This is a genomic window from Luteimonas soli, assembly GCF_042648865.1.
Taxonomy (GTDB): Bacteria; Pseudomonadota; Gammaproteobacteria; order Xanthomonadales; family Xanthomonadaceae; genus Luteimonas; species Luteimonas soli.
This window is the reverse complement of the sequence record NZ_JBHRYA010000007.1, coordinates 122,262-148,185: the sequence shown is the minus strand read 5'-3', so window position 1 is coordinate 148,185 and position 25,924 is coordinate 122,262. Positions and strand designations below refer to the sequence as shown.

Annotated in this window: 26 protein-coding genes and 1 pseudogene; 7 read left to right on the top strand and 20 right to left on the bottom strand. The window is 70.6% G+C overall.

What is annotated here, in order from left to right; genetic code table 11:
• Positions 1-264: 264 nt before the first annotated feature.
• On the top strand, positions 265-1,179 hold the full coding sequence (locus ACFONC_RS08095) for a hypothetical protein (RefSeq protein ID WP_386743225.1): 915 nt from the start codon (positions 265-267) through the stop codon (positions 1,177-1,179).
• A gap of 102 nt (positions 1,180-1,281) precedes the next feature.
• On the opposite strand, the gene ACFONC_RS08090 is transcribed toward ACFONC_RS08095, so the two are convergent.
• The 5 genes from ACFONC_RS08090 to ACFONC_RS08070 form a co-directional block, all read right to left on the bottom strand.
• Positions 1,282-1,974, bottom strand: a complete 693-nt coding sequence (locus ACFONC_RS08090; RefSeq protein ID WP_386743224.1) for an RDD family protein — start codon at positions 1,972-1,974, stop codon at positions 1,282-1,284.
• Positions 1,971-2,738 carry a twin-arginine translocase subunit TatC gene (gene tatC, locus ACFONC_RS08085; protein WP_386743223.1) on the bottom strand — a complete coding sequence of 256 codons (768 nt, stop codon included), beginning with the start codon at positions 2,736-2,738 and terminating at the stop codon, positions 1,971-1,973. The genes ACFONC_RS08090 and tatC overlap by 4 nt, the downstream gene beginning before the upstream one ends.
• A complete protein-coding gene (tatB, locus tag ACFONC_RS08080) occupies positions 2,725-3,150 on the bottom strand; it encodes a Sec-independent protein translocase protein TatB (RefSeq protein WP_386743222.1) in 426 nt (141 codons plus the stop codon). Before tatB ends, tatC begins: the two co-directional genes overlap by 14 nt.
• A gap of 24 nt (positions 3,151-3,174) precedes the next feature.
• Positions 3,175-3,405, bottom strand: a complete 231-nt coding sequence (tatA, locus tag ACFONC_RS08075; RefSeq protein WP_386743221.1) for a Sec-independent protein translocase subunit TatA — start codon at positions 3,403-3,405, stop codon at positions 3,175-3,177.
• Between the two features lie 78 nt (positions 3,406-3,483).
• Entirely contained in the window at positions 3,484-4,392 is a 909-nt protein-coding gene (locus ACFONC_RS08070) for a YSC84-related protein (RefSeq protein ID WP_386743220.1), read from the bottom strand.
• 196 nt (positions 4,393-4,588) lie between these two features.
• Here ACFONC_RS08070 and hemH point away from each other — a divergent pair, with 196 nt between their 5' ends.
• Positions 4,589-5,611: a ferrochelatase gene (gene hemH / locus ACFONC_RS08065; protein ID WP_386743219.1), complete on the top strand. Its 1,023-nt coding sequence runs from the start codon at positions 4,589-4,591 to the stop codon at positions 5,609-5,611.
• Positions 5,611-6,480, top strand: a complete 870-nt coding sequence (locus ACFONC_RS08060) for an alpha/beta fold hydrolase (RefSeq protein WP_386744609.1) — start codon at positions 5,611-5,613, stop codon at positions 6,478-6,480. The genes hemH and ACFONC_RS08060 overlap by 1 nt, the downstream gene beginning before the upstream one ends.
• A gap of 92 nt (positions 6,481-6,572) precedes the next feature.
• On the opposite strand, the gene ACFONC_RS08055 is transcribed toward ACFONC_RS08060, so the two are convergent.
• From ACFONC_RS08055 to ttcA, 5 genes are all read right to left on the bottom strand, one after another.
• Positions 6,573-7,070, bottom strand: a complete 498-nt coding sequence (locus ACFONC_RS08055) for a hypothetical protein (protein ID WP_386743218.1) — start codon at positions 7,068-7,070, stop codon at positions 6,573-6,575.
• A 61-nt stretch (positions 7,071-7,131) separates the two neighbouring features.
• Positions 7,132-7,914 (bottom strand): M48 family metallopeptidase, encoded by a 783-nt coding sequence (locus ACFONC_RS08050; protein WP_386743217.1) that lies wholly within the window; start codon positions 7,912-7,914, stop codon positions 7,132-7,134.
• A gap of 102 nt (positions 7,915-8,016) precedes the next feature.
• A complete protein-coding gene (locus ACFONC_RS08045) occupies positions 8,017-8,361 on the bottom strand; it encodes a hypothetical protein (RefSeq protein ID WP_386743216.1) in 345 nt (114 codons plus the stop codon).
• A gap of 80 nt (positions 8,362-8,441) precedes the next feature.
• Positions 8,442-9,347: a recombination-associated protein RdgC gene (locus tag ACFONC_RS08040; protein WP_386743215.1), complete on the bottom strand. Its 906-nt coding sequence runs from the start codon at positions 9,345-9,347 to the stop codon at positions 8,442-8,444.
• A gap of 165 nt (positions 9,348-9,512) precedes the next feature.
• The gene (ttcA, locus tag ACFONC_RS08035; protein WP_386743214.1) at positions 9,513-10,430 is read right to left on the bottom strand and encodes a tRNA 2-thiocytidine(32) synthetase TtcA; all 918 of its coding nucleotides are present in this window, start codon (positions 10,428-10,430) and stop codon (positions 9,513-9,515) included.
• A 103-nt stretch (positions 10,431-10,533) separates the two neighbouring features.
• Between ttcA and ACFONC_RS08030 the strand changes: the two genes are divergently transcribed.
• On the top strand, positions 10,534-10,716 hold the full coding sequence (locus ACFONC_RS08030; RefSeq protein ID WP_386743213.1) for a YdcH family protein: 183 nt from the start codon (positions 10,534-10,536) through the stop codon (positions 10,714-10,716).
• Positions 10,717-11,103: 387 nt separating this feature from the next.
• Here the strand turns inward: ACFONC_RS08030 and plsB are convergent.
• The 4 genes and pseudogenes from plsB to ACFONC_RS08010 all read right to left on the bottom strand — a co-directional run.
• Positions 11,104-13,626, bottom strand: a pseudogene (gene plsB, locus ACFONC_RS08025) (glycerol-3-phosphate 1-O-acyltransferase PlsB); the annotation flags it as partial.
• 221 nt (positions 13,627-13,847) lie between these two features.
• Positions 13,848-14,801 carry a hypothetical protein gene (locus ACFONC_RS08020; protein ID WP_386743212.1) on the bottom strand — a complete coding sequence of 318 codons (954 nt, stop codon included), beginning with the start codon at positions 14,799-14,801 and terminating at the stop codon, positions 13,848-13,850.
• A gap of 125 nt (positions 14,802-14,926) precedes the next feature.
• The gene (locus tag ACFONC_RS08015; protein ID WP_386743211.1) at positions 14,927-15,622 is read right to left on the bottom strand and encodes a hypothetical protein; all 696 of its coding nucleotides are present in this window, start codon (positions 15,620-15,622) and stop codon (positions 14,927-14,929) included.
• A gap of 73 nt (positions 15,623-15,695) precedes the next feature.
• Entirely contained in the window at positions 15,696-16,034 is a 339-nt protein-coding gene (locus ACFONC_RS08010) for a hypothetical protein (RefSeq protein WP_386743210.1), read from the bottom strand.
• A gap of 222 nt (positions 16,035-16,256) precedes the next feature.
• On the opposite strand from ACFONC_RS08010, the gene sctU reads away from it, so the two are divergent.
• Entirely contained in the window at positions 16,257-17,345 is a 1,089-nt protein-coding gene (gene sctU / locus ACFONC_RS08005; protein WP_386743209.1) for a type III secretion system export apparatus subunit SctU, read from the top strand.
• Between the two features lie 596 nt (positions 17,346-17,941).
• Here sctU and sctT read toward each other — a convergent pair.
• The 6 genes from sctT to ACFONC_RS07975 all read right to left on the bottom strand — a co-directional run bounded on the left by sctT (position 17,942) and on the right by ACFONC_RS07975 (position 23,020).
• On the bottom strand, positions 17,942-18,730 hold the full coding sequence (gene sctT, locus ACFONC_RS08000; RefSeq protein WP_386743208.1) for a type III secretion system export apparatus subunit SctT: 789 nt from the start codon (positions 18,728-18,730) through the stop codon (positions 17,942-17,944).
• A gap of 30 nt (positions 18,731-18,760) precedes the next feature.
• Positions 18,761-19,027 (bottom strand): type III secretion system export apparatus subunit SctS, encoded by a 267-nt coding sequence (gene sctS / locus ACFONC_RS07995; protein WP_386743207.1) that lies wholly within the window; start codon positions 19,025-19,027, stop codon positions 18,761-18,763.
• A 10-nt stretch (positions 19,028-19,037) separates the two neighbouring features.
• Positions 19,038-19,991: an EscR/YscR/HrcR family type III secretion system export apparatus protein gene (locus ACFONC_RS07990; protein ID WP_386743206.1), complete on the bottom strand. Its 954-nt coding sequence runs from the start codon at positions 19,989-19,991 to the stop codon at positions 19,038-19,040.
• Between the two features lie 137 nt (positions 19,992-20,128).
• Positions 20,129-21,280, bottom strand: coding sequence for a type III secretion system cytoplasmic ring protein SctQ (gene sctQ, locus ACFONC_RS07985; protein ID WP_386743205.1), 1,152 nt, complete (start codon positions 21,278-21,280; stop codon positions 20,129-20,131).
• Positions 21,273-21,899: a response regulator transcription factor gene (locus ACFONC_RS07980; protein ID WP_386743204.1), complete on the bottom strand. Its 627-nt coding sequence runs from the start codon at positions 21,897-21,899 to the stop codon at positions 21,273-21,275. Before ACFONC_RS07980 ends, sctQ begins: the two co-directional genes overlap by 8 nt.
• Positions 21,896-23,020, bottom strand: coding sequence for a sensor histidine kinase (locus ACFONC_RS07975; protein ID WP_386743203.1), 1,125 nt, complete (start codon positions 23,018-23,020; stop codon positions 21,896-21,898). Before ACFONC_RS07975 ends, ACFONC_RS07980 begins: the two co-directional genes overlap by 4 nt.
• A 93-nt stretch (positions 23,021-23,113) precedes the next feature.
• Between ACFONC_RS07975 and ACFONC_RS07970 the strand changes: the two genes are divergently transcribed.
• Complete coding sequence (locus ACFONC_RS07970) at positions 23,114-23,551, top strand: FliO/MopB family protein (RefSeq protein WP_386743202.1); 438 nt, start codon at positions 23,114-23,116, stop codon at positions 23,549-23,551.
• 312 nt (positions 23,552-23,863) lie between these two features.
• Positions 23,864-25,918 (top strand): type III secretion system export apparatus subunit SctV, encoded by a 2,055-nt coding sequence (gene sctV / locus ACFONC_RS07965; RefSeq protein ID WP_386743201.1) that lies wholly within the window; start codon positions 23,864-23,866, stop codon positions 25,916-25,918.
• Positions 25,919-25,924 lie beyond the last annotated feature (6 nt).

Below are 25,924 nucleotides of genomic sequence, written 5' to 3'. Positions count from 1 at the left end.
GGGGTGAGGAGGTGCGTTTGCGAGCCATTGGCTCGCGCGCCGACGAACGCACGCCAGCTGTGCTGGCGGGCCGGACGGGCCGGGGAGGGGTGCCGTCGGCATCGCCGTGAACTGTGAGCACCCCCTCCCAGCCTCCCCCTGCCTTCGCAGGGGGAGGGGCCAAGGCAGGAGCTCGCGGCTTCCGCCGCTCCTGCAGGCCTGCCGGGGGCATGTCGCGTACGATGGCGACCCTGCATTTCCCCTGATCCGCGAGGCGCCCGGAACATGTCCACCCACGCAAGAAGCCCCGCCGCGGGCTGGTCCTGGCTGAAGCAGGCGGTCAACCTCGGGCGCCGCAACCCGCGGGCGGTGTTCGGCGGGGTCGCGCTGCTGGCGCTGGTCGCGATGGTGCCGAGCCTGGTGCAGGCGACGGTGCAGGGCGCGCTGTCGCTCGGCCAGACCGGCATGCTGTCGGTCATGGCCGTATGCACGCTGGTGATGGTGGTGGTCTATCCGCTGCTGGTCGGTGGCTTGCTGCGGGTGATCGATGCCGCCGAACATGGCCGGCCGACCCACGCCACGGCGCTGTTCGACACCTTCCGCGCCGGCAACGATGCCGGCCGCCTGATCGGCTTCGGCGTGGCGATGTTCGTCGCCTACCTCGCGGTGTTCGTCGTCGTGGTCGGGCTGTTCGGGCAGGATTTCTTCGCCTGGTACATGGAACTGCTCGCCGCCGGCACGCAGAACGACGCGGACGCGCAGGCGAAGGTGCTGCAGGATGTTCCGGAAGGCTTCGGCACGCTGATGGCGCTGGGCACGCTGGCCGGGCTGTTCTTCAGCGGCGTCTACGCAATCGGCTTCGGCCAGGTGGCGCTGCGCGGGCGCAGCGTGGGCAGCGCGTTGGTCGACGGCGTCGCCGGCACGCTCAAGAACGTGCTGCCGATCGGGGTGCTGGCGGTGGTGGCGTTCGTCGGGTTTTTCGCGTTCGCGCTGGTTGCCGCGCTGGTGATCCTGGTGCTGGCGACCATCGGGGGGCTGGTGCACCCGGTGCTGGCAATGCTGCTGGCCGCGCCGGTCTACTTCGGTGCGTTGCTGGTGCTGTACGTGGTGATGTTCGGCGTCATGTACTTCATGTGGCGCGATGTGTGCGCCGAGGAAGGGGAAGCACCGCTGCTGCCGCCGGATCGGGTGGAGCTCTGACCCTTGCAGCTCCCGTAGGAGCGGCGGAAGCCGCGAGGTTTGCCCCGGAAGATCAAAAGCTCGCGGCTTCCGCCGCTCCTACGAAAGACAACAGCAACAGCTTCAGAGTCCGAAGGCCGCATCCAGGCCGCGCTGCAGCGCGTCGCTGGTGATGCCGAACCACACCACCACCGCCCACCACAGTGCCAGCAGCTGCAGGCCCAGCCAGGCCTGCGCCAGCGGCGGCAGCTTCGCGCGCGGGTCGGCGTCCTGCATGACGACGGTGCCGGCGACCAGGTCGTGAAGCGCGCGCCGGTCCGGGCGCAGCAGCACCAGCGCATGGCCGATGTTGAGGGTGAGCCAGGACAGCGCGCCGGCGGCGTGGCGCAGCAGTGCGCGGCCGCGGTCGATACGCGCGCCGGCCGTGTCGGCCACGCGCAGGCCGAGCAGGCGCTGGCCCGGCGTCGCCTGCCGCGCGGACGTTTCGAAAGCGACGTGCCAGATCGCGCCGAGCACCGCGAACACCAGCAGCGGCGGCCACAGCAGTGCCAGCAGCGACTGCGCCAGCGCTTCGGTCCCGGCGCGCAGCGCGGGGTCGGCGAGCCACTGCGCCGCGAGTGCGGTCATCGGGGTGCCGTCCCGCAGCGCCTGCCCCATGCCGTGCCCGGCGATCCAGAGGACGGCGGGGTAGTCGCTCGCGAGCGCAGCGGCCGCCGGCCGTGCCAGCGGCCAGCACAGCAGCACCGACGGCACGGCGAGCAGCATCGCGTCCAGCGACCAGCCCGCGTAGCGGCGCCAGAATCCCGCGCCGGTCATTCGCGCGTGCGGTCGTCGGCGGATGCATCCGCCGGCGTGTCCGGCGCCACCGCGCGCGCGGCGAAGATGCCGGCCTCGTACAGCAGCATCATCGGGATCGCCAGCAGCAGCTGCGAGACCACGTCGGGCGGGGTGATCACGGCGGCGACGACGAAGATGCCGACGATCGCGTATCCGCGCCATTCCTTCAGCTGCGCCGGCGTCACCCAGCCCAGCAGCACCAGGATCACCAGCGCCACCGGCAGCTCGAAACTGATGCCGAAGGCCAGGAAGATCACCAGCACGAACTCCAGGTACGCGTTGATGTCCGGCGTGATCGCGACGATGTCCGGCTTGAAGTGCAGCAGGAAGTTGAACACCATCGGCAGCACGAGGAAGTACGCGAACGCGCAGCCGGCGTAGAACAGCGCCACCGACGAGCCCAGCAGCGGCACCGCCAGCTTCTTCTCGCGCCGGTACAGCCCCGGCGCGATGAACGCCCAGGCCTGGTACAGCAGCCACGGCGCGGCGGCGAACACGGCGACGAAGAAGGTCAGCTTGATCGGCGCGAAGAACGCGCCTGCCGGGTTCAGCGCGATCATCTGCTGGCCGGCCGGCAGCCGTGACACCAGCGGCAGCGCCAGCCACGTGTACAGCTGGCTGGTGAACGGCAGCAGCGCCAGCAGCACCACCACCACGCCGACGATGCCGCGCAGCAGCCGCGAGCGCAGTTCGACCAGGTGGTCGAGCAGGCTGCCGGCGCCGGCGTCGTCAGGCGCGCTCATCGGGCGCCTCGCCGGAAGCGTCGTCGGGCTCCGGCTCGTAGCCGGGCGTGTCGCGGCGGTCGGTCGGCGTCACCGCGGGCGGCGCCTCGCCGGCCTCGCCGGTCGCAGCTTCCGCATCCAGGGCTTTCGTCGCGCTGCGCATGGCGTCGAATTCGCGCCGCGCCTGCGCATCCGCCTCGCGCACCGAGGCGTCGATGTCGCGCATCGCGTCCTGCGTTTCGCGCAGGCTGCGCTTGAGCTCGTCGGCGGCCAGTTCGCGCTCCAGTTCGCTGCGCACCGACGCCCATTGCGCGCGCCCGCGCCGTACCCACAGCCCGGCGAAGCGCGCCGCCTTCGGCAGCCGTTCCGGGCCGAGGACGAGCAGCGCAACCACCGCGATGACGAGGAGTTCGGTAAAGCCGATGTCGAACATGGCCGGGCGCCGCGAACCGCGGCGTCAGCGCTGGACGTGGTCGTCGTCGCGCTGCTTTTCGGACGCGCTGTCGTCGGCCTGGCGCGACTGGTCGCCGAGCTGCCCGGCGGGCTTGTCGTCGTCGCGCATGCCTTTCTTGAATTCCTTGACCGCGCTGCCCAGGTCCTTGGCGCCGCTGGTCAGGCGCTTGGTGCCGAAGACCAGCAGCACGACCGCGAGCACGATCAGCCAGTGCCAGATGCTGAAACCGCCCATGGCTTGTCTCGCATGTACGTAGGAGGAGTGCGAAGGATAGCGCAGCGCGCAGCGCCCGGCGGTGCTGCGCGCCGGGGCTTACTGCACCGGCGGCAGCGGCTCGGTGGTCGCCGGGTTGTCCTCGACGGTCTCGAACGGCTGCGGCTGCGGCTGCGGATCGGCGGGCTGCGTCCCGATGGCCGTCGCGGCCGGTTGCGCCGGCTGGGGCGCCGACGGTTGCGCCGCGACCGGCTGTGGGGCCGCGTCCGTGCCGCGCGCGGCACGGGCCGCCGCGGTGGCTTCCTCGAGCTCGTCGCGGAAGTCGACGATCGCCGTCGACGGTGCGTTGGCCGCGCGGTCCTCGAAGATCATGCGCGGCGTGGTGCCCGGGCCGTAGACGGCCTGGTTGGCCTCGTCGTCGATCGACAGCACCGCGCCGTCGAGCGCGACGCCGGCGAACAGCCCGCGCGCGCGCGACCACGACCAGATCTCCGCCTTGAGCTGGCCGTCGGTGGCCAGCGCCGCGCTGCGCCCAACCGGGCCGGCGGCCACGCCGGCGTCCGCGCCGAGGGTGATCTTGCCGTTGACGATCGACTCCAGGCTGCGGTCGTTGCGGAACACCAGCACCACGTCGGCCGACTGCACGCCGGCCTGGAAGCCGATGCTGCCGCCGGTGAGCTTGACGAACACCGGGTTCGACCAGACGCCTTCGGGCGTCTTCACCGACATCAGCCCGTGGCCGCGGCGGCCGCCGAGCACCAGGCCGACCTTGAGCGTGTCGGGCACGACCACGATCGCGCGCGCCTCGTCGAGCAGCTTGTCCGGGATCGCCGATTCCGGGATCGCCTGGATGTCGGTCAGCACGCGCACCGCGTTGGCCGAGCGCGCGTCCTCCTCGGCGCCGGCATGGGCCGACGTTGCGGTGCCCACGGCCAGCAGCATCGCGATGGCGAGCGTCGCCAGGCGCGGCGTGGTGCGTTTGGACGAAAACGGGTTCGACAGGGACATGGCAGGCTCCGGCAGCAGTGCGTGGCGCGCCGCGAGGTCGCGACGCAGTGGCTCAGGCTAGTCATCGGGGGATGAATCCACTCTGAGGACCGCCGCGGCGCGCCGGGGTTCCGTTCCGCGGGGCGCGCAGCGCTCGTCCGCATCGATTCTGCCATCCGACGGTGCCAAGCGCGGGCAGGCCTGCCATCCTATGCGGATGCCAGCCGAACATGCCCGCATTCCCGCCCGCAGCGCCGACGCCGGCGCCACCGCGCCCACGCAGGGCGTGCTCGTCGTCAACCTCGGCACGCCCGCAGCGCCGACCGCCGCGGCGGTGCGCCGCTACCTGGCCGAGTTCCTGTCCGACCGCCGCGTGGTGCAGGTGCCGCGGCTGCTGTGGTGGCCGCTGCTGCACGCGGTGATCCTGCCGCTGCGCTCGCCGCGGGTGGCGAAGAAGTACGCGCTGGTCTGGATGGACGAAGGCTCGCCGCTGGCGGTGCATACCCGGCGGCTGGCGGCCGCCATCGGCGAGCGCCTGCCCGGCGTCCCGGTGGCGCACGCGATGCGCTACGGCGGTCCGTCGATCGCCGACGCACTGCGCGAGCTGCAGGCGCAGGGTTGCGCGCGGGTGCTGGTGCTGCCGCTGTATCCGCAGTATTCGACCACCACCACCGCGTCGGTGGCCGACGTGCTCGAGCACATCGGCCGCGATGGTACCGACGCGCCCGCGCTGCGCATGGTCGAGCAGTACGCGACCGACCCGGGCGTGGTCGACGCACTCGCCGCCAGCGTGCGCGCGCACTGGCAGGTACACGGCCGCGGCGAGCGCCTGCTGATGTCGTTCCACGGCATCCCGCAGCGGCTGGTCGACGAGGGCGATCCGTATTCCGCGCAATGCCACGCCACCGCCGAGGCGCTGGCGGCGGCGCTGGGGCTCGGGCACGGACAGTGGCTGGTCACGTTCCAGTCGCGCTTCGGGCGCGAGCAGTGGCTGCAGCCGGCGACCGACGCCACCCTGCGCGTGCTGGCCGGCGCCGGGGTCGGCCACGTCGACGTGGTCTGCCCCGGCTTCCCCGCCGACTGCCTGGAGACGCTGGAAGAGATCGCGCTGCAGAACGCGGAGATCTTCCGCGCCGCCGGCGGCCAGGCGCTGTCCTACATCCCGAGCCTCAACGACGCGCCGGCGCACGCCGACGCGCTGGCGGCGCTGGCGCAGCGCGAACTCGACGCGTGGCGCTGATGCGCGAACTGGAACTGCACATCCCGGCCGGGCGCATCGCCGGCCTGCGCTGGGGCGAATCCGGGGCGCCGCGGGTGCTGGCGCTGCACGGCTGGCTCGACAACGCCGCCAGCTTCGTGCCGCTGGCGGCGGAGTTCGAACGCATCGGCACGCGCGTCGAGCTGGTCGCGCCCGACCTGCCCGGCCACGGCCGCAGCGCGCACCTGCCCCCGGGCGCGGACTACTCGTTCGCCGGCGCGCTGCATTCGGTGCTCGACATCGCCGACGCCCTGGGCTGGGAGCGCTTCGCCCTGCTCGGGCATTCGATGGGCGCCGGCATCGCCAGCCTGGTCGCGGCCGGCGCGCCCGGGCGCGTCGAGCGGCTGCTGGCGATCGAGGCGCTGGGCGCGCTGCCCGAGGCGCCGGAAAACACTGCGCGACGGCTGCGCGAGGCCGTGGCCGCCACGCGCGCGCTGCCGGGCAAGCGGCTGCGGGTGTTCCCGGACCTCGAGCCCGCGATCCGCGCGCGCATGCAGGCCAACGGCCTGGGCGAGGCCGCCGCGCGGCTGCTGGTCGAGCGCGGCGTGCGCGCCGTGCAGGGCGACGGCGGAACGGACGGCTTCGAGTGGAGCAGCGACCCGCGCCTGACCCTGCCGACGATGGTGCGCATGACCGAAGCCCAGGTGCGCGACCTGGTCGCCGGCATCGAATGCCCCACGCGCGTGGTCTACGCCGACCCGCCGCAGCCCTACCTGCCCGAGCCGCTGCGCAGCGAGCACGCGCGGCTGCTGCCGGACGGCGAGCTGCTCGTCCTGCCCGGCGGCCACCACATGCACATGGAAGACCCGCGCGCGGTGGCCGCGGCGATCGGCGACTTCTTCGCGCCGTAGGTCGGGGCTACGCCCCCGACGGCTCCGCCGGCGCAACCATCAACGCACGCAGGCCGGGGCTACGCCCTCGTCCGATCGCAGCGCCGACGGCGTCAGTGCACACCCTCGCGCAGCTGCACGTTGATCGTCACGCCGCCGCCGCGATCGTCGTTGAACGACAGCACCGCGGCGCGGTCGCCCTTTTCGTAGCTCAGCAGCGCGCTGTCGGTGGCGTCGTGCATTGCCATGGTCTGCTTCCAGCCGCGGTGGTCCATGCTGGCGCGGGCGTCGCCGAACAGGGCCGAGACCTGTCCCGGCGCCTGCAGGCTCACCACCCGCAGCGCGCCGCGGTCCATCAGGCTGTTGATGCGGTAGTCCGCCGGCAGGTAGATGTCGGCGGGGAAGTCGTCGGGAAGGTCGAGCGTACCGCCGCCGTGCGTGCCGTATGCGGTCGCGTGCGCGGACTGGCCGGTGTACGCGGGCAGCGCGCGCACCGCCGGTTCGCGCGCGGACTCGACGAACGCGTCGCGCGACTGCGGGCAGCCGGCCAGGGCAACCACGGACAGGGCAAGCGCGGCCAGGACGACGATGGCGGGCAGGCGGATCGGCACGAAGGCATTCGCTGTGGTCCGGCGACAGCCGGGGACACAGTTGAAAACGCGATCTCCGCGGTCAGCAGGCCAGCAGGCGCCGCAGCCCGGCCTTGAGCCGGCGTCCCTCGGCGTGGAAATACTCGCGCTGCGCACCCCAGCCGGGGCACCGCGCCTCGACCTCGCGCCAGAACGCCGGCGAGTGGTCGCGGTGGACCAGGTGGCACAGCTCGTGCACCAGCACGTACTCGAACGCCGCCGGTTCGCCCAGCACCAGCGACAGGTCCAGTGACATCGCGTCGTCCGGCGCCAGCGAACCCCACTGCGACGACATCACCTTGAAGCGGACCCGCGATGGCGCGCGCGGCAGCGTTGGCAGGTGGCGCGGCAGCCAGCGGCCGAGGTCGGCGCGCGCCTGCGCCTCGTAGAAGTCGCGCAGCGCGCGCACCAGCGCCGCCTGCCCGGCGCGTGCGGGTGCTTGCATGGCCAGCGCGTCGCCATCGAGCCGCAGCAAAGTGAAGCGGCCCTCGTGCCAGGACAGCGGCAGCATCCGCCCGCGCAGCGGCAGTTGCGCAGTCACCCCGCGCTGCAGCGGTTCGATGCCGTCGTCGTCGTCGTGCATCGCCAGCTGCCGTGCCAGCCAGTCGCCGTGCTCGCGCACGAAGCGTTCGCCCGAGACCAGGCTCGCGCGCGGTGGCAGCGTCAGGCGTGCACCGCGCTCGTCCACCGACAACCGCAGCCGGCGCGCGCGCGGGTCGCGCACGCGGTTGATGCGGATGCTGCGGCCATCATCGAGCGTGAAGTCGAAGCTGTCGCGCTCGAGCGTGCGCGGCTTCGGCTTCGGCAGGCGAAACAGGGAGGACATGCGTGCGGCGTGCGGGGGAATGCGGGGAACGGCGTGCGCAGGATAAAGAAAAACGGCGGCCCCGGGGGGGCCGCCGTCTTGATCATCGATGCATTGCCGGCGTCAGAGCGCGCGCGTGGGCGTCATCCTCACTACGCTGCGGAATGGGATGTTGGGCTGCAGCGTGCGGCTGCGCTCCTGGCGCGGCATGGGTTCGCCGGTCTCCGCGAACCATTGCCTGTACAGCGCCTGGCAGCGGCTGGACTCGAGCACCGGATCGGCGGCCGCGGCGAGCTGCTCGTCCGAGCAGCGCTCGAGGAACTGCTTGCCCGAATCGGTGAGCGTGTCCGGGAACTGCGCGATGACGTCGGGCGATGTCGCCGGTTCCGCGGCAACGGCCAGCGCAGGCGCGGCCAGCGCGGCGGCGACGGCCAGTGCGCCCATGAATACGGAAAGATCTCGTTTCATCGCGACAATCTCCTCTGTTGGCCCAGGAATTGGACTGTATCAGGCCATACGCGCAAGGGCGCCAAAGCGTCGCAGGCGCCTCATCCCTCCGCCTTCGACAGTTTCAGCGCCGGCTCCAGCAGCGCGAACAGGCGCCGCAGCTCGCCGGCCATCAGCGCGAAGCGGGCGTCGAGTTCGGCCCGGATGTCCTCGGTTTCGGTGCCTTCGAGCTGGTCGACGGCGCCGTCGAGGAACTTCAGCTTGCGGATGACCAGGTCCTCGCCGAGCACGAACGAAACGTGGTCGTCGAGCACCAGCGCGAGCTTCGTCACCTGCTTGCCGGATTCCAGGTGCTTGGCGATCTCGTCCGACTGCAGCTCCTGGTTCTGGCACTTGACCACCGCGCCGTGCTCGGCGGCGTCCTTGAGCTCGCACTCCTCGCCGAGCGAGAACCCGTCCGGCAGCGGCTCGCCGGCGATCCAGCCGGTCAGCACCGCGCGCGGCGCGACCTCGGCGTTGAGCGGCAGCGCCGGGAAGCTGCCCAGCGCGTTGCGGATCTCGGACACCACGCCCTCGGCGCTCTTGCGCGAAGAGCTGTCGACGATGCACAGGCCGTGCTCGAGGTCGAGTATCGCGTCGGTGCGCGAGGGCTTGACGAAGGCGCGGGGCAGCAGTTCGTGCACCAGGTCCTCCTTGAGCCGCTTGCGCGCGCGGCCGCCGGGCTTGCGGCCCTCGCGCTCCTCCATCTCGGCAAGCTTCTTGCCCAGCAGGTCGTTGACCACCGCCGCGGGCAGGATCTTGTCCTCGCCGCCGACGGTGATCCAGATCGCGTCGTCGATGCGGTGGCTCAGCGCCTCGGCGTCGCGCCCGAACGGCGAGACGAAGCCGCGCGACGACAGCTCCAGCCCGCCGACGGGCTTGAGCGTGCATTCGGCGAGGTGCTCGTCGAGGTCGGACAGGTCGAGGGAGGTGGGGAAGCGGAACAGCGTGAGGTTTCTGAAGAACATCGGGAAATCCGGGGATGGGGAATGGGGAATGGGGAAACGAGCCAGCCCTTGACGTCATCCCCGCGCAGGCGCGGACCCAGCGACTTTGCGGGTTTCCATCGCGGCGGAGTCAAAGTCGCTGGGCTCCCGCTTTCGCGGGAGTGACGAATCGAAGGACATCGGCTGTCAGGCTTCGCCGCGTTCGTCGCGAACGCCGTCGTCGTGCAGTTCGCCAGCTGGCCACGCGGCTGCGCGCGACATCGAATCGCCACCTGGGCGGCCCAGCGCGAGGAAGTCGAACAGCTTCGGATCGCTCAGCTGCGACGGGCGGATGTCGCCCAGCGCGCGCGCGATCTGGTCGATGCGGCCGGGCGATTCGCGCTCCCACTGGTCGAGCATCCGCTTGACCTGCTTGCGCTGCAGGTTTTCCTGCGTGCCGCACAGGTTGCACGGGATGATCGGGAACCGCTTCGCCTCCGCATGGGCGACGATGTCGTCCTCGCGCACGTAGGCCAGAGGCCGGATGACGACGTGCTTGCCGTCGTCGGACAGCAGCTTCGGCGGCATGCCGGAGATCTTTGCGTGGAAGAACAGGTTGAGGAAGAACGTGGCCACCAGGTCGTCGCGGTGGTGGCCCAGCGCGATCTTGTTGAAGCCCTGTTCTTCGGCGAACGTGTACAGCGCGCCGCGACGCAGGCGCGAGCACAGCGAGCACATGGTCTTGCCTTCCGGCACCACCCGCGTGACCACCGAGTAGGTGTCCTGTTCGAGGATCCGGTACTCGACGCCGAGCGATTCCAGGTATTCGGGCAGCACGTGTTCGGGGAAGCCCGGTTGCTTCTGGTCGAGGTTCACTGCGGTCAGCGAGAACGACACCGGCGCCTTTTTCTGCAGCTGCAGCAGGATGTCGAGCAGGGTGTAGCTGTCCTTGCCGCCCGAGAGGCAGACCATGACCTTGTCGCCGTCTTCGATCATGCCGAAGTCGGCGATCGCGCGGCCCACCTGGTGGCGCAGGCGCTTGGCCAGCTTGTCCTGTTCGCGCGCGGCTCGCTGGTTTGGCGCGGCGCGGCGGACGGGTTCGGGCAGGGGCAGGATCGTGCTCATGAACCGGCCATTCTACCGGCCGCGCGTCGCCCGGGACCGGCAATGACGGCCGCGCCGGGGCGCGTGTAAGCTCGCCGGCGTGGAACCCGCCAACGACGCCGTCATGAACCAGCAGCTGGTCGAGCTCAAGCTCGAGCACCGCGACCTGGACCTCGCGATCGCGCGCCTGCAGGCCGACATCCAGGCCGACGAACTGACGGTCAAGCGGATGAAGAAACGCAAGCTGCAGCTCAAGGACCAGATCGCGCGGCTGGAGTCGGACTTGATCCCCGACGAGCCCGCATAAGAGCCCTCCCCTTCAAGGGGGTGAGGGCGGTCTGCTTGCGCGGCACTGCCGCGCGGACCGAACGAACGACCGGCGCGCTGCGCCGGGCCGGACGGGTTGGGTGGGGATGGGGTTTCCCGCGGCCAGGGTGTAGCTGGCAGAACCGCAGCGTCACGAAACCCCATCCCCATCCCGGCCTTCCCCTTGAAGGGGAAGGAGAAAAAGCGGCCTTCGAACGACGTCTACATCGCTGAGGAAAGCGAGTTCCCAGGTGTTTTCGCCTGCTGACCGCCGTGCAAGCCCGAACGCGGGTGCGAATGCCCTTGGGTGCGACGCCTCCTCCTTTATTTCGCACCCAAGGGCATTCGCACCCGGCGCCCAGTCAGTCGCAGACGCGCGCTTTTCCGACTACCCAGCCGGCGGCTCCGGCGCAGCCTCCACCACCACCTCCGGCCGCACCGCCTCCGGGCTCACCTTCTCGATCGTGTGCCGCAGCTCGCGGCCCAGGATCACCTTGGCATCGCGCGCCCAGGCGTCCAGGCGCTGGTCGAAGACCAGCTTGCTGTTGCCGTCCAGCCACACCAGTTCCAGCTCGCGCAGCTTCTGGATGAAGCCGCGGAACAGCGTCTTGTCGAAGAACTCCGGCGCGGCCGGCGCGTACAGCAAGCTCAGCCGCTGCGCGGCCAGCTGGCACAGGCTTTCCAGCTCGCCGGCGCCGAGCGTGCCCGGGCCGTTCTTGGCCAGCACCGAGATCGCGATGTAGTAGCGCTCGAAGGCCTGCTGCAGCGGATGCCCCAGCGCGCGCAGGCGGAACACCTCGTCGCTCTGCCCGGCGTTGCGCGCCAGGATGCCGCCGTCGTCCTCGCTGACCTGCTCCAGCAGGCCCTCGCGGATGAACACCTCGATGGTCGCGTCGACGCGCGCGGCGAAGCTGTCCTGGTCCCACGGCAGGAACAGCTCGCCCTGCAGGAACGGATACACCGTGCGCCCGACTTCCAGCAGGTTGCGCCGCGCCATGCGCCGGTTGTGCTGGAAGCAGCAGGCGATCCACGCCGAGGCGGTGAACAGGTGCAGCACGTTGTTGCGGAAGTAGCTCAGCAGCACCGCGGTTTCGGCGCTGCTCACGCTGAGCACGTCGCCCAGCGGATGCGCGGTGCGGCGCAGGACGCCGATCTCCTCGCCGTGGGCGATGATTTCTTCCGGCGAATGCGGGGTCACGGTGACCAGCTCGCTGTACGGAACTTCCTCCAGCATCCGCTTGGACAGCAGGATCTGCGCGCGCAGGTCGCCCTCGCCCATCGCGTGCTTGGGCGTGGACAGCAGCGCCAGCGCCAGCAGGTTGATCGGGTTCACGTCGGCGGCGCGGTTGATGTTGACCTGGATGCGCTGCGCGAGGTTGTCGACGGTCGACGACAGCCAGGCGGGCTTCTCGTCGTCCGGCACCGGCTGGCCGTCCCAGTCGGGCGCCTGCTCGGCCAGCACGTCGCCCAGCGCGATCGGCTCGCCGTAGTTCACCACCACCTGGCCGTAGTTCTGCCGCAGCACCTTGGGGATGCCCCATAGCAGCGCCCAGATCGATTCCTTCTCCTTGGGCTTGCCGGTCAGCTCGTCGAGGTAGCTGTTGCCTTCCATCAGCTTCTCGTAGCCGATGTAGACCGGCTGGAACAACACCGGCCGCGAGGGCTGGCGCAGGAACGCACGCACGGTCATCGAGATCATCCCGCCCTTGGGCTGCAACAGGCGGCCGGTGCGCGAGCGCCCGCCCTCGATGAAGTACTCGATCGAATAGCCGCCGGCGACCAGCTGTGCGACGTACTCGCTGAGCACCGCCGAATACAGCATGCTGCCGCGGATCGAACGGCGGATGTAGAACGCGCCGCCCTTGCGCAGGATGGTGCCGATCACCGGCAGGTTGAGGTTGACCCCGGCGACGATGTGCGGCGGCACGATGCCGCGGTCGTACAGCAGGTACGACAGCAGCAGGTAGTCCATGTGGCTGCGGTGGCTGGGCACGTAGACGATCTCGTGCCCCGGCGCCACGGCCTTGAAGCGGTCAAGGTGGTGCACCAGCACGCCGCGGTAGATGCGGTTCCAGACCGTGGTCAGCAGGAAGCTGGCCGAACGCACCACCGGGTGCGAGTAGTCGGCGGCGATCTCGTAGGCGAAGGCGTGCGCCTTCTTCCAGGCCTCGGCGGGCGTGGACTTGTCGCGGCGCGCCTGGTCGGCGATCGCGTCCTTGACCGATTCGGACGCCAGCACCTTGTCGATCAGCAGGCGGCGGGTGGACAGGTCCGGCCCGATCATCGCCTCGCGGATGCGGTTGAAGTGCGTGCGCAGCACCCGCGACAGCTTGCGCACGGTGCGCTCGGGCGGCAGGTCCTCGGCGATGATCCCGCGCAGGTTCACGGGCGCGGCGAAGCGCACCAGGGTGTTGCGGCCGTTGAGCAGGATCGCCAGCAGCCGGCGGAAGCGGCCGACCAGCGCCCAGTTCTCCGAGAACAGTACCGAGAACCAGCCGCTGGCGCGGTCCGGCGCCTGGCCGACGAAGATCGACACCGGCACCAGTTGCACGTCCAGCGCCGGGTCCTCGCGGTGGGCTTCGAGCAGCCGCGCCAGCGATTCGGAATGGGTGCGCGGCGGCGCCGGCTTGCCGGCGGCCAGCGCGGCCAGGGCGCTGTTGGCGCTGCGCCGCGACAGCGCCACGTAGGCGCGCTTGCGGCCCAGCGGGTCGCCCGGCAGCGGGCGCAGCGGCGAGGGCATGCCGTTCTCGCGGCAGGCGCGGTCCAGGATCAGGGCGTTGGACAGGCCATAGTCCTCGAGCACGTAGCAGACCGGGCGCGGGTCGACGAACTGTTGCGGCGCGTCGGGCTCGATCCGCAGCGAGATCCACGGCCGCAGCAGGCGGCCGAGCAGGCGCGCCCACAGCGGGCGGCGTTCGCGCAGCTGGGCGACTGACGGCGGCGGGTTGTCGGGCAGCAGCGAGGGTTGGCGGCCCGATGCGTCGGCGTCGGCGTGCGTGGGCGCGTCGTCGTCGGCGGGGCTGTCCGCCGGCGCGGGTCCAGGCGCTTCAGGCGTCGCCGCCGCGGTGGCGGGCGGCGGCGGGTCGGATTCGAACAGGGTCGGCTGGGTGGGCTGGGTCGGCATCGCCGGCATTATGCCGAAGGCGGTCCCCCCGCCGCTGCCGGGGCCGGATCGGCCGGCCCGGAGGCCGGCGCGGGCGTCGGTGAGACCGTGGCAGGCCGCTCCAGCGCCGCCCGGGCGTGGCGCAGCACGTCGCTCAGGTACCAGCGGCCGTCATGGCGCTCGACCTCGACCACGGTATCGACCGGTTGCCCGCCCAGCAGGTAGCGCATCCGCACCTTCGCGGTGTCGCCGGTCTGCGATTGCAGGCTGGCGTCGAGCGCGGCCAGGCTGGCGTCCAGGTCCAGCCCGTAGCCGGCCAGCGCCTGCTTGACGGCGACCGCGAACGGCGCCATCCGGCGCAGGCTGTCGTCCATCCCGAAGCGGGCGAAATCTGCCTCCGAGGCCAGTCCGGCCTCGCGCGCGGCGGCCGCAAGGCGCGGGATCGCGGCATGCGCGCGGCCCGGGTCGGACAGCGGCGCCGACTGCGCCCAGTGGCTGATCGCGGCGATGATCTGGGTGTAGTGGTCGCGCTCGGAGTCGCTGAAGTCGCCCTCGTTGCGCACGTACTGCACGCCGAACAGGCCCAGCGTCGCCGCGGTGGAGTCGATCTCGCGGTCGGCGTTGGCGAACTGGCGGTCGAAGACCTTGCCCCAGCGCGCCTCCGAGCCCGGTTTTTCCAGCGCCGCCAGCATCGCCGGGAGGTGCTCGCCCAGCGGCAGTTCGTCCAGCGGCCAGCGCGTGCGGCCCTCGCGCCAGGCCGTCTCGAGCTTCGCGTACAGGGCCGGCGGCACCGCGTCGCGGGCGTAGGCGTCCAGGGCGTTGTCGTGGAGGTGGCGGGTCAGCAGGCGCACCGCGTCGGCCGGATTTTCGGCGCCGGGCGCGGGCGCAGCGGTGGCCGCGGCGTCCTCCGGGGCCGGGCGGCAGGCGGCCAGCGTGCACAGGCCGGCCAGCACCAGCAGCAGGATCCAGCAGCGATGACGCATGGTCTCGTCCCCCTTGGACAGCCGGCATCTTGGCCGCCGGGTCCGGGTGCCGCAAGTTCAGGTTGGCGCAGGCGTGACCGGGTGCGCGGTTGGCGGGCCGGACCTGCGGCGTCGGCCGACCTGCTTCAGAGGTCGCGGACCACCCAGTTGGCGGGCGTGTCGGTGGCCTGCGCGTCGAGCGCGGCCTGGGCGACTTCTTCCGGTGAACGCCCGGCCTTCCACGCCGCGGCGATCGCCGCCAGCCGCTCGCGGGTGGCGCGGGTGTAGGCGCCCTCGAGTTCGTTCTGGGCGTCGGCGGCGAGTTTCTGCGGGTACAGCGAGCGGGCGTCGTCGCTGCGGTTGAGCAGGGCGATCATCCGCGCCAGGGCGGTGCGGAAGGTGTCCGCGCCCAGCGCGGTACGCTGGGTGCGCTGCAGGTGCCAGACGGTGAGGTATTCCACCGGTCCGAGCAGGCGCTGCGGGGCCGCGCCGAAGAAGCGCCCGGAAAACGCGCTCGCCTCCAGCGGCCCGGCGCTGTCGGGCAGGCGCGCCGCGCCCCAGGAGCTCAGCGCGCCGCCGGGCACGTCCATGCGCCGCAGCGCGGTACCGAAGGTTTCCGCCAGCAATCGCTGCGCGCGCGCGTCGTCGCTTTCGGCGACCACGCCCAGCAGGCGCAGGAACAGCGGATAGCGTTCCTCGCCCAGCCGCCGCACCAGGCGCTTGAGCACGGTCAGGCGGTACTCGGGGTCGCTGTGCGCGGCCAGCGCCGAGACCAGGCGGTCGGCGGCGGCGCGCAGTTCGGTCGGGGACGGCACCTGGCGGGGAGCGGCGTCGGCGGTCATGGCATCGCGATGCAGGATCGATGCGCGTCAGTCTAGGCGCCGTGCCCGGATCGGGCGAGCGGCCGGAGGCGGATCAGCCGATCGCCGAGAGGATCGCGTCGGCGGCGCTGTCGGCGGCGCCGGAAAGCTCCATCGCCCCGAGTTGGGCCTCGAAGCCGTGGTCGCCGGCGAGCATGCGCATCCCGGCGGGCACGCCGTCCCACGCGGCGGCGTTGAGGACGTCTTCACCGCTGTCGGTACCGTTGGCGCGCGCTTCGGACGCCGGTGCGGTGCCGCGCAGTTCGAGGCCGGTGCTTTCGCGCGCGCCGGTGCCCTGGTCGCGACCACGCAGTTCCTCCAGCGACACCTGCCCGTCGAGGCGGTCGAGGCCGGCTCGGTTCAGGTGCGGATCGGAACTGCCGATGGTGCTCATGGGAATCTCGTTGGAACCTGCGGGGGCCGCATGGGCGGCGATGGCGGAAAGATAGCGCCGCTGCGCCTGTTCAGCCATCTGGGGGCAACCCTAGATGACAGGGTCATGACGGCTCGCGTTCAGCCGCCGACCACCGTTGCGGCGCATGCCGGCCGTCGACAATCGCCATGCTAGCCTGCCGCGGCATACCTTGCATCAGACCGCTTGCAGCCAGAGGCCGGCATGGCAGAGAAGGACCAGGGCGCCGACAAGACCGAAAAGCCGACCCCGAAAAAGATCAAGGACGCGCGCAAGGAAGGCAACGTCGCCAAGAGCAAGGAGCTGACCAGCACGGTGCTGGTGCTCGGCTGGCTGGTCGGCGGCTGGCTGCTGATGGGCTTCATGTACCGCAAGATGCAGGCGTTGTTCGACGCCAGCATCGCGGCGGTCGGCCAGCCGTTCGAGGTCGGCGTGCGCGAAGTCGGGCACGTGGCCTTCGATACCCTGGTGTGGCTGTCGCTGCCGCTGCTGGCGCTGGCCCTGTTCCTGGGCGTGCTGGTGGAGTTCCTGCAGGTCGGGCCGATCATCACCGGCAAGAAGCTCACGCCCAAGCTCGACAAGCTCAACCCGGTCGAGGGCATCAAGAAGATGTTCTCGATGGACAACCTGGTCGAACTGGTCAAGTCGGTCGTCAAGAGCGCGGCGCTGATCTTCATCGGCGCCTACGTGCTGTGGGGCATGCTGCCGCAGCTGCTGCTGCTGCCGTCATCGCCGCCGGCGGCGATCGGATCGGCGGTCTGGTACGCGCTGCTGCGCATCGGCATCTGGACGATCTTCGTGTTCTTCTTCGTCTCGGTGCTCGATGCCTGGTACCAGAAGTTCTCCTACACCAAGCAGCTGCGCATGAGCCGGCGCGACATCCGCCAGGAGGTCAAGGAGAACGAGGGCGACCCGTACATCAAGTCGCGCCGCCGGCAGTTGCACCAGGAGTGGTCGCAGCAGAACATGCTCAGTGCCGTCAGGGGATCGAACGTCGTCGTGACCAATCCAACCCACATCGCCATCGCGCTGCAGTACGAACATGGCGTCGACGACCTGCCGGTCGTGGTTGCCAAGGGCGAGGACGGGGTCGCCGCGCTGATCCGGCAGACCGCCGAGGAAGCCGGCGTGCCGATCCTGCAGAACGTGCAGCTGGCGCGCGGGCTCAACGAAAAGGTCGAGCTGGACAACTACATCGGCAGCGAATTCTTCGATGCGGTGGCCGAGGTGCTGCACTGGGCCGAAGGCATGCGCCGCGAGACCGGCGGCGGCGAAGGCAGCAGCGACGCGTAGTGCGGGTCTCGACCCGCCAAATCCGCTCGGCGCTGGTTACGGATCCGCGTGACGCGGTCCAAGTCAATCGAGGGCTTCGGTGGGTCGCCGTGTCCTGTCGGCCGGGAGCCGCTTTTCCCTCGGCAGGACATCCTGTCCTGACGAGGGCGCGCGCCATCCATGGCGCGCTTGTCGCGGCCCCCGGCCGCCAGGACACGGCTCACCCTGGCGTAGGCACCGGCACTCCGGTCGAAGCCGCGTAGGTCGGGGTTACGTCCCCGACGGCTCTTGATCTTGGTTGCCGATGAAGAAGTCACGACAGCGAATCGCCGGCGTGGCGTCCCGGCCGGGGTATGCGGATAGCAGGCCATGGATGGCCTGCGGCGGCGAGTCAGGCATGGATGAGCACGGGCTGCTTGCGCGGCATTGCCGCGCGCCCGTGCGAATGCCCGGCGCGCTGCGCCGGGCCGGGGGAGCCGCGCAGCGGCGTCCTGACCGAGCCGGGGAGCATGCCCCGGCCGGGACGACGCTGTTTCCGAAGCCCGCAATCGTCTGCGTGGGCTGTCCCCGTCTTTCAATTGGGAGAAGATCCAAAAAACAGCGGGTCGACGCCCGCCCTACGCGCTGAAGGCCTTCTGCAGCACCTCCAGGAAGCCGCTGCTGTCGCCCAGGCGCTGCAGCACGAAGTCCATCAGCGCGCCGATCATCAGCAGGATCACCGCCGTGGCCAGCCAGGCCTTGATCGGCAGCGTCAGCGCGAACACGTTCAGCGACGGCGCGTAGCGGTTCACCAGGCCGAACGAAAGGTCGATGATCAGCATGATCACGATCGCAGGCGCCGCCAGCAGCAGCGCGGCGGTCATCAGGTAGCTGAACTGGCCGACGAACAGATGGATGCCGGCGACCTTGATGTCGGGGAAGAACGACATCACCGGCCACACCGTGTAGCTGGTCAGCAGCAGGTCCAGGAACACCAGGAACGCGCCGCTGGCCATGAACAGGTAGGCCGCGAACTGCGACAGGAACTGCCCGTGCAGCGACGTCTGGTGGCCCTGGATCGGGTCGAAGATCGACGCCATGCTCATGCCGATCTGGGTGTCGAGGATGTTGCCGGCCGCGCCGATCGCCCAGAACACGATGCCGAAGCAGAAGCCGATGGAGATGCCGATGAACAGCTCCTTGAGCGCGATCGGCGCTAGGTCGGACACCGCCATCCCGGTGTCCGGCAGCCCGGCCAGCGCGACCGGCAGCGCCACCACCGCCAGGCTCACCAGGAAGCTGTTGCGCACCATCGCCGGCATGTTCTGCTGGGTCAGCAGCGGCAGCATGATGAAGGCGCCGGCGATGCGCGGCAGGGTCAGGCCCAGCGCCAGCATCGGGTTGCCGAGGAGTTGTTCGAACTGCATCGGTCGTGGCTGCGTGCGGCTGCGGTCGCGTCAGTGCCGGACCATGCCGGGGAAGCCGGAGAAGATCCCGTCGGCGAAGGTGTACAGCGTGCCGCCGATCAGCGCCGCGGTGATGAACAGCGTCACCACGATGGTGAAGAACTTCAGCGCGTAGGCGAACGTCTGCTCCTGCAGCTGGGTGGCGGCCTGCAGGAACGCCACCAGCAGGCCCACCAGCGCCGCCGCGCCCACCGGCGGCCCGGACAGGACCAGGGTCAGCCACAGGGCCTGCTTGGTCAGTTCGATGACTTCGCCCATCGGGTCCTCCTCAGGTGCCGTAGGTCAGCACCAGGCCGTGCACCAGCTTGGCCCAGCCGTCGATCAGCACGAACAGCAGCAGCTTGAACGGCAGCGAGATGGTGGTCGGCGAGAGCATCATCATGCCCAGCGCCAGCAGGATGTTGGCCACCACCATGTCGATCACCAGGAACGGCAGGAAGATCAGGAAGCCGATCTGGAACGCCGCGGTGAGCTCGCTGACGGTGAACGCCGGCACCACCACCAGGAAATGCTCGGCGGTGATCTCGCCGCGCTGCGACGGCGGCAGCAGCCGCTGCGCGCTGCGCAGGAAGAACGCGCGCTCGGCATTGCTCGAATGCTGCAGCAGGAACGCGCGCAGCGGCTCCTTGGCGGCGTTGGCCAGGCCGAGCAGCCGCGCCACGCCATCTTCCGCCAGCGGCGGCAGCGCCTGGGCCTGCTCTGTAGCGGCCTGCTCTGCAGCAGCATTCTCCGCGGCGGTGGGCGTGGCCGGGGCTTCGTCGCGGCCGTCGCGCACGTTGGCGAACGATGCGCCGCGCGCGGCGGCACGCGCAGCGGCACGCGCAGCGGCGGCAGCGGCGGCCGCCGCTTCGCCATCAGCGGCCGCCGGCGACGTGGCCGGCGGTGGCGTCGCCGGTGGAGGGTCGGTAGTGGCCGCGGTCGCCCGCGGCTGCGGCTTGGCCAGCAGCGACGGCACCGGCGGCGGCTGGCCGTTCTTGCGCGCCTCGATCGCGGCCATGGTGTCGAGGATCACCGGGTACATCACGTAGATCGACAGCACGATCGCCAGGCCGTTGATGACCACGTTCGGCGGCACCTGCTGCAGCCCCAGCGCGTTGCGCAGCAGGCTCAGCACCACCACGATCTTGGTGAACGAGGTCACCATCACCGCCACGAACGGCGCCAGCGCGAGGCTGACGACGGTGATCAGGACCAGTGCCGGGTCGAGGTTGTTGAAGTCCATGGGAGCCTTGGGTTTGGGGGCTGGTATTCCGGATTCGGGGTCTGGGGGCTAGGGGCTAGGGGCTGGGGCTGGGGCTGGTTGCAGCGGGCTTCGGCTCTTTGCCTTTCAGCCCCAGTCCCCAGCCCCCAGCCCCCGCTTCACTCCCACGCCAGCAGGCGCACGCCGATCGTGTCGCCCACCGCCACCACTTCGCCGCGGCCGGCGGTGCGGCCGTTGGCGCGGATGGTGACGTTGGCGCCCTGCAGCTGCGCCGGCAGCGCGAACACGTAGCCCGGCTGCAGCGAGGCCAGGTCGCCGACGCTCACCTCGAGGCGCCCGATGTCGAACGCCAGCTGCACCGGCAGGTTGCGCGCGAGCGCGTCGCCGCTGCCGGACTCGGCGCCGGCGTCCTGCGCGCCTTCGGCGTCGTTGGGGGTTTCGTCGTTGCTCATGGAAGGCTCCGTGGGGGAAGGCAGGGGTTGCGCGGCGGCGGCGATGCGCCAGCCGTCGGGGGCGGCCGCCAGCGGCCAGGCGGTGCGCGCCGCGCGCGCCTGCAGCGCCGGCATGCGGCCGTTGCCGAGCAGGATGACGTCTCCCGGGCGCATGCCCTGCCAGTCGGCCAGGGCCAGGCGCGGGCCCTCGAATCCGATCCGCAGTGGCACCGGCAGGTCGCGCAGCGCGTCCAGGCGCGGCAGCGGGTCGTCTTCGTAGACAGGTTCGGCGCGCTCGCGCAGGCGCGGCAGCCAGTCGACCGGGAACCGCATCGCCCCGCGCAGCGGTTCGACGGCCGCTTCCGCGGCGCCGTCGGTGGCGAATGCGAGCCAGACGGCGGCGTCGTCAGCGTCGTCGTCGTCGGCCTCCTGCGGCACCAGCGAGGTGCCGAGCACTTCGCTCAGGCGCATCAGCGCGCGCTCGTGGGCCAGGCTCCAGGCCAGCAGGCGGGCGCGCCCGCGGTAGTCGCTCCAGTGCAGGCCGCCCGCGCCGGGCTGCACGGCGGCATCGGCGTCCAGCCGCAGGCGCAGGCGCGTGCCCTGGGCATCGACGCTGAAGGTTTCGTCCGGTGCGGGGGCGATGCCCGGTGTGAACCGCAGCGCGACGCCGTCGCCGAGCGGCCACTTCCGGTGCGCGGCGAACAGCCCGCGCAGCGCCTCGGCCTGCGCGGGCGCGACTTCGGGGATCGACCCGCGCAGGGCGCGCGCGGGCGGCTTCCCTGCCACGGGCTTCTTCTCCGCCGGCTTCTTTTCGGCCGATTTCTTCGCCACCGGCTTTTTCGCGGCCGGTTCGGGCTTGCGTACTGCGCTGTCAGGCATGTCCCAGGGCCACCTTCATCAGTTCGGGCAGCGAGCGCACCCCGAGTTTGTTCATCATGTTGGCGCGATGCAGTTCGACGGTCTTGATGCTGATGCCGAGGATGTCGGCGATGATCTTGTTGGGCTTGCTGGCGACCACCAGGTCCAGTACCTGGCGCTCGCGCGGGCTGAGCCTGGCCATGCATTCGCCGACCGCGCCGACCGCGCCGTTGTTGCGTGCGCTGGCCAGCGCGGCGCGGATCGCATCGACCAGCGCGTCCTCGCCGAAGGGCTTTTCCAGGAAGTTGGCCGCGCCCTTGCGCATCGCCTCCACCGCCAGCGGCACGTCGCCGTGCGCGGTGACGAACACCAGCGGCAGCACGATGCCGCGCCGGCGAAGTTCCTCCTGCAGCTGCAGCCCGCTCATCTGCGGCATGCGCATGTCCGAGACCAGGCATTCGGGCTCGGCGCCGTGGCGGTCGCCGCCGTAGGCCTCGACGAACTCCGGCCCCGACGCGAACGCCGCCACCTCGAAGCCCGCCGTCTCCAGCAGCCACGCGGTGGAATCGCGGAAACCGTCGTTGTCGTCGACCAGGTACACCCGCGCTTCCGTCCGCGCCTCGGTCCGTGCGTCGCTCATTGGTCACCCCCTGCCTCGTAGCGCGGCAAGGTGAATCCGAACACGCTGCCGCCACCTTCGTGCGGTTCGAAGAACAGCCGCCCCTTGTGGTATTCGATGATCGAGCGGCAGATCGCAAGGCCGATGCCCAGGCCGTCGTTCTTGGTGGTGAAGAACGGCGAGAACAGCTGGTCCTGCTCGGCCGAGCTCAGGCCGGTGCCGCGGTCGCAGACACGGATCTCGACTTCGTCGTCGAGGTTCACCCGCCCCTCCACCCGCAGCTCGCGCTTGGCCGCGGGAATGCCGCGCATCGACTCGATCGCGTTCTTGACCAGGTTCAGCAGCACCTGCTCGACCATCACCCGGTCTGCGTACACGTGCGGCAGCGACGCGGCCAGCGCGACATCGATGCGCAGCTGCTGGCGCTCGGCCTCCAGCCGCAGCAGTTCGAGCACGGTGGCGGCCATCGCGTGCACGTCCTGCGCGTCGCGCCGCGGCTCGCGCGCGCGGACGAACTCTCGTACCCGCGAGATCACCGCCGCCGCGTGCTCGGCCTGGGTGCGCGCGGCCTGCAGCGCGCGCTCGACCTGGGCCGGGCCGCCGGCCTGGTCGACCAGGCGCAGCGAGCCGTTGAGGTAGTTGACGATCGCCGCCAGCGGCTGGTTGAGCTCGTGCGCGAGCGTGGCCGCCATCTCGCCGACCGACATCATCCGCGAGGTGAACAGCAGCTTCTCCTGCTGCGACTTGCGCGAGTCCAGCGCCTCGATGCGTTCGCTGATGTCGATCGCGGTCAGCAGCGCCAGCGGCTGGCCGTCGTGCTGCGCCTGGCCCCAGTGCAGCGAGTACCAGCGGCCGCTGTGGGGGGCGCGTACTTCGGGGGATTCGGCTTCGTCGAGCGCGCCCTCGCTCAACCGCGCCAGCAGCTGCTCGCGCTGGCCGTGTTCGGGCAGCGCCGCGAATTCGTCGTCGAAGCGCCGGTTGGCCGCGACCAGGGTGCCGTCGTCGCGTGCATAGGCGGCGCAGGCGAACGGCACCGCCTCGAGCAGGGAGATCGTGCCGCGTGCGGGGCTGGCGGTCGCGCGCGGCCGCTTGCCGGCGCCGGCCTTGGCCACCTTCGCCACCTTGGCGCGCGCCGGGCTCATGCCGCCCGCCACCGGCGACTGTTGCCGGACACGACCCGGCTGCTACGGTAACCGGCGACCCGGCGGCGCCTTCCGCCGTCCTCCCGGAACGCCATGAAGACCCATCGCCCGTTGTTCCTTCCCGCCGGCCTCGGCGCCCTGTCCGCCGGCGCGCCGCTGGCCGCGCTCGCCGCCGCCGCGCCTGCTGCCACGCAGCCCGCCGCGCCGGGCTCGATTGCCGGCGAAGTGATCGGGATCCTGCTGCCATTGGCCTTGGTCATCATTGCCCTGGTTGCCGTGCTGTACCTGGTCCGTCGCCGTTTCGGCCTCACCGGCCAGGACGCACCGCTGTCGATCGTGCAGATCCTGCCGGTGGGATCCCGTGAACGGATCGTGGTGGTGAAGTCCCGCGCCGGTCGCGTGTTCGCGGTCGGTGTGGGGGCTCAAACAGTGACTTTGATCACAAATCTGGAACAGTCGGATATCGAGCCGGCCTCGACACCGGACGTTCCCGCAGACACCGCCTCCACTCATATCGCGTCTTCACGTTAAACCATCGTGAGAGCGGAATTACTGTTTCATTACAAGGACTTGCATTCATCTGGATGAACCCGGGGCAAATCGGCGATGCAGTTTTGAACATCGCGATTACGCCTTGTGGATTTCCGGAATGTATCGTAATTTGCCACAAAGTGACGCATGAGGTCAGGGGCAAATGCGGCAAGTCCGAATCATCCTCCATGAGTACCTGATGTCCGACGAGAGGCCATACGGCCGCGTCCGGTGTCCCGTTGCTGGCTCGTCCCTGACAGTCCGGGGCCTCGGTGCCGGCGCGCTGCATGCGCACACGAATGGTGGCGTGGCGTGCGCGCGTTGATCGACTCGATCTTCGCCGCGCCCGCCGGTAACGCGCCGCGCGCGCGCACCGGCTACAGTGACGTCGTGCTGGCGTTCGCCGCGGTCACGATCATCAGCGTGATGATCCTGCCGCTGCCGATCATGGCGATCGACACCCTGGTGGCGGTCAACATCTCGATCGGCTTCGGCCTGCTGCTGCTGGCGATCTACATCCCCACGCCGGTGGCGTTCTCCAGTTTCCCCAGCGTGCTGCTGCTGACCACGCTGTTCCGGCTCGCGCTGTCGATCGCGATCACCCGATCGATCCTGCTCAACGCCGAGGGCGGCCACATCGTCGAGACCTTCGGCACGATGGTCGCCGGCGGCAACCTCGTCGTCGGCCTGGTGGTGTTCCTGATCATCACCGTGGTGCAGTTCATCGTGGTCGCCAAGGGCGCCGAGCGCGTGGCCGAGGTCGCCGCGCGCTTCACCCTCGACGCGATGCCCGGCAAGCAGCTGTCGATCGACTCGGACCTGCGCTCGGGCCTGATCGACAAGGACGAGGCGCGACGCAAGCGCCGGCTGCTGGAAGTCGAGAGCCAGCTGCACGGCTCGCTCGACGGCGCGATGAAGTTCGTCAAGGGCGATGCCATCGCCGGCATCGTGATCATCATCATCAACCTGCTCGGTGGCCTGGCGGTCGGCGTGCTGCAGCACGACATGCCGCTGGGCGAAGCGACCCACACCTATTCCATCCTCACCATCGGCGACGGCCTGGTGTCGCAGATCCCGGCGATCCTGGCGACGATCGCCGCCGGCCTGGTGGTCACCCGCACCGCGGGCGAGGAGGACGACAAGCACCTGGGCGAGGCGATCACCCGGCAGATCTCCGGCCAGCCGCGCGTGCTGCTGATCACCGGCCTGCTGGCGCTGCTGATGACCCTGGTGCCGGGCTTCCCGAAGCTGGTGTTCGCCGTGCTCGGCGTGGCGATGCTGACGATGAGCGCGTGGCGCTATCGCCACCAGTTCGACCTGCTGCGCCGCGCGTTCCGCGTGCAGGACGACGAAATGGTGCAGGTGCGCAAGCCCGTCGACTCCGACGACCTCGCCCCGCCGGCGCCGCTGCAGCTGGAGATCGCGCCGTCGCTGGCGGCCCTGCTCGGCGACGAGGTCGAGACCCGCAGCCGCGTGGCCGGGCTCGCGCAGGGCATGCGCGAGGAATACGGCGTGCCGATCCCGGTGCCGCAGGTGCGCGTTTCCAGCGCGCTTGGCGAAGGCGAATACCGCCTGACCGCGCACGGCGCGCGGATCGCCTCCGGGCGGATGCGCAGCGACGCCCATTTCCGCCCGGCGCGCGCGGGCGCGGAGACGGCACCCAAGCTGCCCGGCTTCTTCCCTGCGCTCAACGGCGAGTGGGCCGAGGCGGCCAACGAAGACACGCCACGGCCGCTGGACGTGGTCAGCGAGCACCTGCGCAGCTCGCTGCAGCGGCGCATGGGCGGTTTCATCGGCATCCAGGAAACCTCGAACCTGTTCGGCAAGATGCAGCGCGATTACCCGGACCTGGTCAAGGAAATGCTCCGCGTGGTCGCGCCGCAGCGCGTGGCCGACGTGCTGCGCCGGCTGGCCGAGGAAGGCGTGCCGGTGCGCAACCTGCGCGACGCGTTCGAGGCGATCACCGACGTCGGCGGCCGCGAGAAGGACGTGGTGCTGCTGACCGAGTACGTGCGCGTGGCGCTGAAGCGCGAAATCGCCGACCGCTATGCCGACGCCGACCGCACCCTGCACGTGCTGCTGATCCACCCGGAGCTCGAGGACAAGCTGCGCCAGTCGGTGCGCGTGGCCGGCGGCGCCAGCCAGCTGGCGATCTCGCCCGAGCTGGCCGCGCGCCTGGGCAACGAGGTGCGCGCGCAGCTGGCGCGCCAGCCAGAGGGCGTGCGCCCGGTGCTGCTGTGCTCGCTCGACGTGCGCCGCCACCTGCGCAAGCTGATGGAGGTCGACTTCTTCGACCTGCCGGTCCTGTCGTACCAGGAACTCGCTCCGGACCTGCGCATCGTGCAGGCCGGTCAAATCAATGCATAACCGCTG